The following is an 8,922-nucleotide window of genomic DNA, read 5'->3' on the forward strand; positions in this document are numbered from 1 at the left end:
AAACCGTAAACCGATATTCATTCATCAGTGAGTGTACCCAATGCTCCGATAACTCTCCCTTGAACAGGGACAACGAGTTGACTTCATAACGGGGGCTACTCGAAAATTCTCCTTGCCTGATATACTCCAAAAAAGAAAAGCAAGGATGGCTTCCGCCTTCCCACACGGCCACTTTCGTTTTGGAGACCCGTGCCAGGTACTCCGCAATGAGCAAGGCGGTATGGGTGCTTCCAGCGCCTTCAAAGACACTCCCTACCGCAATCACCGTTCGTTCCCCAGCTCTATTCATTTCGCTGTGTTCATGAATCGTCGTCCCGGAAGCGTTGACCTTCTGCTCATCCACGGAATCCCGGAGCCGTGCTGGCCATTCCCGGTTAGACCACACATCTGCCGCTCCGAGTGCAGTCCAGCTCCGCACCGCTGTCAGTGACAACGGATAAGCCTCACTAATCACCACCATCTTCACAGCTAAACTCAGGGCGAACGGTAGGAATTCCTGGGCCAAATCTTCATACACCAGGATTATTTTGGGCTTAATAATAGATGATACTTCTTGTGCTTCCTCGCACGTTCCGCACTCATGAAATCTGAAACACGGATCACTAAGTTCAGGTTTGATCCCTAAAAGTACAATATGCAATGATGCCCTACCTCCCTTTTTAATTTTCTTACAATATGATCCTACACTCTTTGGGCACGTAAATCGTTCGAAGAACGTGCTAAAAAAGTATGTATTTCTCCAAAGCCTCTATAAAGCATATCCTAGAATGCCTTATGTATGAACAACAAAAGAGCTGCGCAAATGCAGCTCTTCTGAATTTATTATAATTTTGTTAGGTGTTGCTCTTCAATACATCGACTTACTTTGGACACCGTTGTGCCGAGCAACTGTGCAGTCTTGGGGATGCTCCTCCCATCAGAGTAAGCCAGAAGCATGCGTGCTCGCTCGACTCTACGGAATTCCTCGAACGAGCACTGCTAATACGCTTTAACGTTTCGCGTTCAACATCCGTGAGCATTAGCGATTCTTTTTTGAAACAAAAGACATGGAGTATTTCTCCGTTCAATATTGATCTTAGAAAAGTATAACTCAATGACCAAGTACCATGAATTAACCAAGCTTTGTTCCCACTAGGGTCTGCATAAATCAACGGATTATTACTCACATACGTATACAAATTCAAACTCAGCGGATTATCAATCTGCCCTTCATACGCATCCTAGTTTATAGAAAAAAATTCCAGGCGCATACTCATCCGGATTTTCTCCTCCAGTCTGTTACCAGCTTTCATTGGCGGACTTACTCACTACTACGGAACGATCCGCCATCTCGCAGCCCTTCGGCTTGGCTTTCCCTTTCGGTTATACCTCCCCTACCTTGTTTGTTAAGCAATATCTAAATTTTACACATAATATTTGAATGCTACGTCAAGTGTATAATTTATACCTCTCTCAGGGTCTGGGATTCTTCGCTATCGTAAAAAAAATTGAACGAAGAAAATATCCCTTCCAGGCACAACAAGGAATGGTCAATTCGTTCCGTTAAACTGTTGCTGACTAATCCTGTATATAAAGGCACTTTTGTATGGAATCGCGTGCATTCAAGCAAAAAAAAGAACTAATGGACGATAAAGCTTGGATTGTCATTGACGATTGCCTACCCGCCATTATCGACAAGAACACTTGGAAAAGGGTGCGGGAGAGCAAACTTAACAGACCGAGCATAGCCCTCCGCGCTCAGACCAGCACTCATCTGCTAGGGGGCATACTGAAATGTGGAATGCGGATCGGGGATGAGTAATGGATGGTCAGGGTCCCGCGACAGACGTCACCGCGAATACCATTGGTCTGCGAATAAGAACAAAGGAACATGTACAAGTAAGCAGTACAAAGCAGACGAAATGGAGTCCTGGTTTTTGCATGGTTTAGCAGGATTGTCTGATTCACTTAGCCGTGACCTAGTTCCTTATCTCGTTGAAAAAGCACTTAGCAACCACAGCAGCCGTGGTGATCAACAAATCCCCACAGTCAAAAACCATTATTAGCGAAAGGTCCAAGCCTATACTGCTGGACTGATTGAATTGCAGGATCTTACCGAGGAGGAGTAGCGGATGGAAAAGATAATTCAGGAGAATCAGAGTTCAAATGAACAGGTAGAGAAGATACAGGTGGAAGAGCTGAAAGTAATGCTTGAGCCAGGGTTGCTTAGGACGTTGGTTTCGAAGGTGTTGGTTCGGGGGAGGGGGAGTTGAATATAGGTTGGATTTGGAATCAACTATAAAAGCGAGATACTTAAAAGATTTAGAGCCACCATCAACTGGCAGCTCCAATTTATACTCCATTATTTTAATTAATGTATTATCATCCAGATACAAACTCATCCGCAGCATTCTTTATAATCCTTGAACGCACATCCTTAATCCACTTTATTGTCATCAACTCTTCACGGGAAGCTTGAATAATATCCCCTACCCTTGGATAATATGGTCTTACTAAAGTACACAAAAAATTTGCGATAGGCAGTTTAAAGACAGGCTCCTCAAGTAAACTACTTATTATCGATGTAGGCTCAACTTTTTTTCCACACTCGGAGCAAAATTTTGCATTCGGTGGTAAATCTCTATTACAACCAGAACACTTCTCGGACAACTCTTTAAGTTGAAGTAAATAGTTATCAATTATGGAATCATTTGAATTGAATTCTCGATAGTCGGTTAAACTTATACTTCCAAGTGATTCATTAATGTTTGAAGATGTAAATACTTTTTCTGTTGTCAGCAAAGCTAAATGCACCATGTACCGTTGACCAGTTTTTCTATCTGCAATTTTTATAGTACCTTTATTTGTTAGAACGCCTGAATAGCAAAGAATATCCAATGCAAGTTTTAAATTTGGTGATATATCTCTAGGAAACGTAAAAAATGCAGATTGGTATTTATTTTTTCTTTCACGCAAGTTTTTTTCCCTGATTTCTTGAATAATATATGAGCGCAACAGATCAATACCAATTTTTATATGATTTGAATACTTTGGCAAACGAACTGTTAAACTGTTGTGATACGGAAGTAACTCTTGATCGACAAACTCTTGCGTTGAGAGTAACAAAGCTCGATCTGTAAAGCCCTTATCTAAAGTTCTAACCAATAAATGTAAAAACGCTCTAGGATTACCCGTTGATAAATCAATGCAGTTATCTAGAATTTCTCCCTTCTGATAAATTTTCTTTCTTAACTGACTTTGATGCGGAAGCCGCTTGTCCAGAAGCTCTCTAAATAACTTCCTATTGTTCCTTCGTCCGATCTCACCTGTTTCATATCTATCCATGGGTAGCACAATTGCATCATGCCCCACTTCAAAATTCCTTCCATATGATGTTACGCTAGGATAAACAGCCGCTTTTACTGCAATCGGCCCTCCGTGTAGTAACTTAAATATCTCAAAGAAAATTTCTTGCTGTGAAGGAATAAATGTATGTGCTGCTTCATCAAACAAGAAGATTAATTTTTCAATATTAAATTCACCGATAACATCTCTAATTATTTCATTGATAAAGCTTACATCATTAACTCTATCCAGAAAGTTATCACCTATAGCGCTTATAACTTTTTCCTTATCTACTGCAACAGATAGTTTTTGTAATTGATGGATTTTCTCCTGAAGCATTGTTTTAGTACCAAGGGCTGATTCAATTCCAAATATTCTGTAATAGGGGTCCGTACTTCCTTCATGCCCAATTAAATTTAGTAAGGTAAGCTTGTCATGAAGTGCTTGGAGTATTTTAGCACCAACCCAAACCTGAAAAGCATCCCTTTCCTCAGCCTTAACACCTTCTAGTAATGTACTAGTTTTGAATGTTACGTATACAGCAATTTTTCTAGAGTTATGAAAATCATTATCCAATTCAATTTCTGCTTGTTTTAAAAGCATTGATTTTCCGACACCTCTGGCTCCCATTAATAAGTGAGCGCCACTTTGTTTTAAAGTATCGACTGTTTTTCTTTCGAATTCTCCAAGAACTGTCAAATCCTCAATTTGATCATATATTAGGTCCTCGCAACGAGCTGCTTGAAGTAAATCTGTGTCTTGAATTGCATTAGTCATCTTTTCACCTGCTATATTAAAGTTGGGAGTACTGGTACTTGTTTATGTAGCTCTGGAATAAAGTTATTTAGTCTTTTATTCCATAGATCCAACAATATATCTTCAACCTCTTCAGCCATCTCCAGAAATAATCGCCAATCTTCCGTTTGGTGAGCGTATCTCTTAGGTAAATTAGATTCAAATGTAGTAATTTTCCCATGTACAGTATTACTCAAAACTCTATATAGTCTCTTTGCACTTTTGTAATGAATTATATCTTCATCATTATAACTTGTGTTTAATGTCTTAATAAATGCCTTGTAACCCTCCTTTGAAAAATGTTCTAACATGTCATTAAAGTTCAAGTCATTATCGTGATTTTTCCACCCCCAAAACACATGTGGCATATCCCAAAGGTAAACCACAGCTATTCCAAGTTCGAGAACACGTCTGAGTTGTATTTTTGCAGGGTTTTCTAAAGAACAAGCGGCAAAATAAATTCCTATGGAAATATCAGAAAAAAGCTCGTCGAATATAGAGATTATCTCTATTTGATGTAATTCAAGTGAATTCTCTTGACTAATAATTTGCCCAAATATTGCAAATGATCTTGCCTTAATTTCAACACGAGCAACAAGCTCTGATTCATTTTCTAAAGCTTTGGTAAAATTCGATCTAAACTTCTTATGTAACTCTTGATAGATAGTGACACTTTTCTTAGCATCCAAGTTAACTCACCTCTTCCCTTTTTTTCCTCCTACCCAATGAGATTATAACAAGAATTGAATATTTTTACTTCGAGAAATCACACTCCTTCATAAAATTTTCTATATACCCCAGCTAGCACCTTAGCAATACGAAGGCTGGGCCTCCTACTGGCATCAGCGGATCATGCGCGAGCTGGACCTGACTCCGGAGGAAACCATTGAATACTCGAAGCTCAATTCCTCAGTCGTGCAGCCTTCGCGCCAGAGCCTGAACCCTTACTATCTGGGGCTCAAAATCTTTGAAGACATCGAACACCGCTGGGACCGCGACAAAATGTTTGAGGTGCGCGAACTGGATTCGGACATTTCATTTATCCGCAGCTACCTGTCCAAAGAGCTGGTCAATGACCTCGACCTCTATGTCTTTGAGAAAAAAGGCCCGGAATGGAAAATCACCGACAAGGCCTGGGAAAATGTGCACGACCAGCTTGTGCTTGCCCGGGTCAACGGCGGCTCTCCCTACCTTGTTGTCCAGGATGCCGACTATGAGCGCAATGGCGAGCTGTTGATCGCCCACCGTTACGAGAGCATCGAGCTGGACCTGAAATACCTGGAACGCACGCTCCCGCATATCTATGCACTGTGGGGCCGGACCGTGAATCTCCAAACCGTGGTGGAAGACAAAAAAGCCCTTTTTACCTATGACGGTAAAAAGGTGCAGCGCAAGTTTGTGTAATCGATTGGTAGCAGCTTTGCTTTCTATAATGTAAGGTCGCCTGCACATAGCTGCAGGCGATCCTAAGAACAAAATCACCCTAACGGGTGAATAAGCTTTCTAGCCAGCGGTCATTTGTCCGCTGGCTCTTCTTTTCTCACTAAGGTTCCATTACAAGCTGGACAGAAAAACTCCGGGGATTCTCTGGCCTCCAGTTCATACGAACACTCGGCCACTATAAATTCAGGCACAGGGTCCATCATCCCACATTCCACACAAACGTAGTCTATCCATACCTCTGGCTCCTCTTCTTCCCATGGATTCCACAGATCCACTTCACTTAGTTTATCCTGCTCGTTCTCTGGATCTTGTGTTTTTTTCATGTTTCCTCATTCCCCATTTCTTTTGGTTTTCATACTCTCGCTGTTCATCATAATAATAGATTCGCCCATATTCTGCATGCCAAATCACCACAAGCAGCATCTGGTGCTTGCAGCAGGGACATCTTAGTGGATCTCGTTCATACGTCTCTATCATCCGCTGACGATACGTTTTTTTCTTCCTGGGTGCCATTGGAAATGTCATCTCAATCTGCTTATGTACCATGTACCGCCATAGGTTAATCACCTGCTGCGACTCTTTATTCTTCCCACGGCTGTATAACCCATACCGTCCCACCATCCGAAAATGCTTCGGTGGAATATGTTGTACCAGATCGTAAATAAACTTCATTACCGGTGACACCACATCTACCCGTTTGCCCGTTCGGTGATCCTCGTATCAGTAATGCACCTTGTGGTAGTCGTAGCTCACCACCCGGTATTCTGCAATCGCCGGACGCGCCAAGTATCGCCCAATGTATTTTGCCGCTCCTCGTGCATCCTTCATCCGCTGCTCCGCATTCACATAGAACCCCTGCGTATATCTTTGGTAGAGCTCATTCACCAGTGCGTTTACCCGTTCTTCCTTCGGAAACCACTTCATCATTAAATCTAGCAGTAGCTTATACCATGATTTTCCATTCTTTATGCACATCCAGCGCACCTTCTGTGATTAGGGCGTGAATGTGCGGATTAAACTTCAAGTCACGTCCAAATGTATGGATGACCGTGATCACCCCAACCTCATATTTCTTGCTCTTATTCTTTCGTCGGTAGTAATACTGAATCACTTTTGCGACTTGGTTGCTGAGTTCATTTAGCTTCCTCCGGTCTTGAAAGAACACGTTACGCAATTCTTGTGGCACCGTAAATACCATATGGCGATGAGGTACATTCAGGATTCGCTCTTGCTGCTTCTCTGCCCATTCATCCGTATATTTCTTCCCGCATCCATGACAAAATCGACTTTTACATGTGAAGCAAATAAACTTGCCGTATACGAGGCTTCCTATCCACTCTAAAAAACATTCCCTTCCAGTGCTCGAAAGTATTCAGTCTGTGCTTAAAAGGGGATGTTGCTCTTCCCATTTAATTTTTTTCCTATGGGGTGCACTGCACCCCTTATTTGTGTTGACTTTATGACGGGCACCTGAATAGTTACTCCTAAACAACAAAAAAACCACATGGAGTATATACTCACATGTGGTTCAAACTTTAACTTATTAAAATGAGCACATTTATAGGGATGCCCGACATTTCAACTTCATTTATAAATCACCGCTCTGATAGTTATCAGGGCTCTACGTAGGGCTTTGTTGAGTAACTTAATATCCAACCATCTTCAGTATATAGTTCGCCACTTAATCCATCGCTCACTTCCTTTATGTTTATTTCTTCTACATTCCCACCATCCTCATCATCTTTGAATATAATATCTATATTATCTTCTTGTTCACACATGTATAGAAAATTATGCAATGTAGAATCAACTGCTTGAGTTAGCAAGTTAGTAACCAGAGTCTTTGCTTGCTCATCAAATTCCAATTGGATTTCAGAGTAAATTTTCAATGCTCGTTTACTCTTAACTTGTCCAGATAAAATTCTCTCCCATTGTTCAATGGTTTCATCTCTAACCTGACTTATCAGCATTTTACCAAACTTATTTAACATATCTGATTCTGTCATTCCTCATATCCTCCTTATCATTTGTACCAAGGTATACCCGACGGATTTCTAACATATTGATTTCTTAGGTTTAGCAATGATTCTGCAACAAATGAACGAGCCTCTAGCCGAGTTGCTCCACCAGCCATTAAGGCTTCGACCGCTATCCTTGAGTGTTCTCTCATCGTATTAGGTCGACCGCTACTCTTCAACTCTTTAAAGAGCCTACGTTGTTCATTTGTCATTGATTGATGGTCCCAACCATTATCTTTAATGAATTGTTGACTTATTGCAAACCCCTCTTTTGAATCATAAGTTGTACCCTTGAAGCCAGCTTTTGCGTGAACATGATGACCACCCACATCTTTGTACTTACCCTTTTGTTTTATAACCTTTGTAACTTGAATAGACATATTTTCTATTACCATATCAGCTACTGCATAAGCTTCCTCTATCTCTTGCTGAATTTGAGCCTCAACTGCATCTGCCATTTCCAGCAAGTTTTGGTCTCTTACCAAATCCGCTTGTTCATGAGCAAATGCCATTCCCGATTCGCTACCCTTTTTCTTTGCGTTTTTGTACGCTTGCGACCAGAACATGATATCATCAAAATTCTTTGATGATAACAACCAAAAATCATCAGTTTGAAAATGTCCTGTCGGGTCCGTATAAATCAACGGATTATTACTCACATACGTATACAAATTCAAACTCAGCGGGTTATCAATCTGCCCTTCATACGTATCCTCATTTATAAATCGCCCGATACTCGGATCATAATACCGTGCACGCAGATAGTAAAGGCCGGTTTCGGTATCGTATACTTCTCCGGTGTACTTGAAAGAGTTAGAGGTGCCTTCCACTTGGCTGGTAATATTACCCCACTCATCATAGGTGTAGTTGTTGACGACCTCTCCGCTCGTATTGACAATCTGCACCACGTCACCATGACCATTATACAGGTAATAATAATCCTTCGAGGCCTTCTTATCCTTCTTCACCAATACCCGGTCGCCACGCACAAAGTTCGCTTGTTCCACAAAGACTCCGCTGACGATCTTCTCTTCCGAAATGACCTGACCCTGGAAATTATAGTTCACCTGCGTCTGGGTATTGCCATTGGTCTTTAGGTAGCGCATGCCATCGGCATAGTACTGAAAGCTTGTCGCTTTACCTCCCTTGGTCACTCCCGTTAAGGTATTCTGCAAATCATACGTATAACTCGTATCAGTAGTATCAGGACTGCCATTACTCGTATCGGATAAGGTCTGACGATTTCCTCGCACATCGTACGTATATGCAATCCTGCTTCCATCCGGACGGGTAATGGACACCAGACGATTCAGCGGGTCGTAACCATAGCTGCTCATTTGCG

The 8,922-nt window shown here is 41.6% G+C and carries 9 protein-coding genes and 3 pseudogenes; 3 read left to right on the forward strand and 9 right to left on the reverse strand.

From position 1 onward, the window contains the following. Both ACQ76X_RS35295 and ACQ76X_RS35300 read right to left on the reverse strand, forming a co-directional pair. A partial coding sequence (locus ACQ76X_RS35295) for a hypothetical protein (RefSeq protein ID WP_438498552.1) occupies positions 1–505 on the reverse strand: 505 nt, incomplete at its 3' end. Positions 506–822: 317 nt separating this feature from the next. After that, a pseudogene (locus ACQ76X_RS35300) lies at positions 823–945 on the reverse strand (helix-turn-helix domain-containing protein); the annotation flags it as partial. A gap of 542 nt (positions 946–1,487) precedes the next feature. On the opposite strand from ACQ76X_RS35300, the gene ACQ76X_RS35305 reads away from it, so the two are divergent. Further along, the gene (locus ACQ76X_RS35305; RefSeq protein WP_438498553.1) at positions 1,488–1,622 is read left to right on the forward strand and encodes a recombinase family protein; all 135 of its coding nucleotides are present in this window, start codon (positions 1,488–1,490) and stop codon (positions 1,620–1,622) included. Positions 1,623–2,111: 489 nt separating this feature from the next. Next, on the forward strand, positions 2,112–2,252 hold the full coding sequence (locus ACQ76X_RS35310; RefSeq protein WP_438498554.1) for a hypothetical protein: 141 nt from the start codon (positions 2,112–2,114) through the stop codon (positions 2,250–2,252). A 109-nt stretch (positions 2,253–2,361) separates the two neighbouring features. Here the strand turns inward: ACQ76X_RS35310 and ACQ76X_RS35315 are convergent, their stop codons facing one another. Together ACQ76X_RS35315 and ACQ76X_RS35320 are read right to left on the reverse strand one after the other, a co-directional pair. Next, entirely contained in the window at positions 2,362–4,101 is a 1,740-nt protein-coding gene (locus ACQ76X_RS35315) for a zinc ribbon domain-containing protein (RefSeq protein WP_438498555.1), read from the reverse strand. Between the two features lie 11 nt (positions 4,102–4,112). Next, positions 4,113–4,808 carry a hypothetical protein gene (locus ACQ76X_RS35320; RefSeq protein WP_438498557.1) on the reverse strand — a complete coding sequence of 232 codons (696 nt, stop codon included), beginning with the start codon at positions 4,806–4,808 and terminating at the stop codon, positions 4,113–4,115. Between the two features lie 130 nt (positions 4,809–4,938). On the opposite strand from ACQ76X_RS35320, the pseudogene ACQ76X_RS35325 reads away from it, so the two are divergent. After that, a pseudogene (locus tag ACQ76X_RS35325) lies at positions 4,939–5,523 on the forward strand (SpoVR family protein); the annotation flags it as partial. 110 nt (positions 5,524–5,633) lie between these two features. On the opposite strand, the gene ACQ76X_RS35330 reads toward ACQ76X_RS35325, so the two are convergent. From ACQ76X_RS35330 to ACQ76X_RS35350, 5 genes and pseudogenes are all read right to left on the reverse strand, one after another. Beyond that, on the reverse strand, positions 5,634–5,885 hold the full coding sequence (locus tag ACQ76X_RS35330; RefSeq protein WP_438498558.1) for a hypothetical protein: 252 nt from the start codon (positions 5,883–5,885) through the stop codon (positions 5,634–5,636). After that, positions 5,848–6,537 (reverse strand): annotated as a pseudogene (locus ACQ76X_RS35335) (transposase). Before ACQ76X_RS35335 ends, ACQ76X_RS35330 begins: the two are co-directional and overlap by 38 nt. Further along, positions 6,506–6,934 (reverse strand): IS91 family transposase, encoded by a 429-nt coding sequence (locus ACQ76X_RS35340; protein ID WP_438498561.1) that lies wholly within the window; start codon positions 6,932–6,934, stop codon positions 6,506–6,508. The pseudogene ACQ76X_RS35335 and the gene ACQ76X_RS35340 overlap by 32 nt, the downstream one beginning before the upstream one ends. Positions 6,935–7,175: 241 nt before the next feature. Continuing rightward, entirely contained in the window at positions 7,176–7,568 is a 393-nt protein-coding gene (locus ACQ76X_RS35345) for an epimerase (RefSeq protein ID WP_438498559.1), read from the reverse strand. A gap of 17 nt (positions 7,569–7,585) precedes the next feature. Then, the coding region (locus tag ACQ76X_RS35350; protein WP_438498560.1) for an RHS repeat domain-containing protein at positions 7,586–8,922 on the reverse strand (1,337 nt) is incomplete at its 5' end.

This window comes from Paenibacillus sp. IHBB 3054 (genome assembly GCF_051594305.1).
Lineage (GTDB): Bacteria > Bacillota > Bacilli > Paenibacillales > Paenibacillaceae > Paenibacillus_AQ.

Bases quoted from the DNA above. Each gene is read 5' to 3' on its own strand.
- ACQ76X_RS35310 (WP_438498554.1), top strand. From the start codon at position 2,112: ATGGAAAAGATAATTCAGGAGAATCAGAGTTCAAATGAACAGGTAGAG.
- ACQ76X_RS35315 (WP_438498555.1), bottom strand. From the start codon at position 4,101: ATGACTAATGCAATTCAAGACACAGATTTACTTCAAGCAGCTCGTTGC.
- ACQ76X_RS35330 (WP_438498558.1), bottom strand. From the start codon at position 5,885: ATGAAAAAAACACAAGATCCAGAGAACGAGCAGGATAAACTAAGTGAA.
- ACQ76X_RS35345 (WP_438498559.1), bottom strand. From the start codon at position 7,568: ATGACAGAATCAGATATGTTAAATAAGTTTGGTAAAATGCTGATAAGT.